Below are 305 nucleotides of genomic sequence, written 5' to 3' on the forward strand. Positions count from 1 at the left end.
GCGAAGGTGTAGTCGTCGGTGCGGGCGATGCGTCCGGCGATCATGACGAGTTCGTCGGGTCCGTAGTTCTCGAATTCGAGGGTCTTGGCGAAGCGGGAGGCGAGGCCGGAGTTGGCGTCGAGGAAGTCGGCCATCTCGGTGGTGTATCCGGCGACGATGACCGCGACGTTGTCGCGGTGGTCCTCCATGAGTTTGACGAGGGTGTCGATGGCTTCCTGGCCGAAGTCGGCTGCCGCCCCGCCGGCTCTGGCCAGGGTGTAGGCCTCGTCGATGAAGAGCACGCCGCCCATGGCGGCTTCGAAGGC

The 305-nt window shown here is 65.9% G+C and carries 1 protein-coding gene; it reads right to left on the minus strand.

Annotated elements, in window-relative coordinates; genetic code table 11:
• Positions 1-305: AAA family ATPase (locus tag WH85_RS46415; protein WP_157411676.1), on the minus strand; the 305-nt coding region annotated here is incomplete at both ends.

Source organism: Actinoplanes rectilineatus (genome assembly GCF_000962825.1).
In the GTDB taxonomy this organism is placed as follows: Bacteria; Actinomycetota; Actinomycetes; order Mycobacteriales; family Micromonosporaceae; genus Actinoplanes; species Actinoplanes rectilineatus.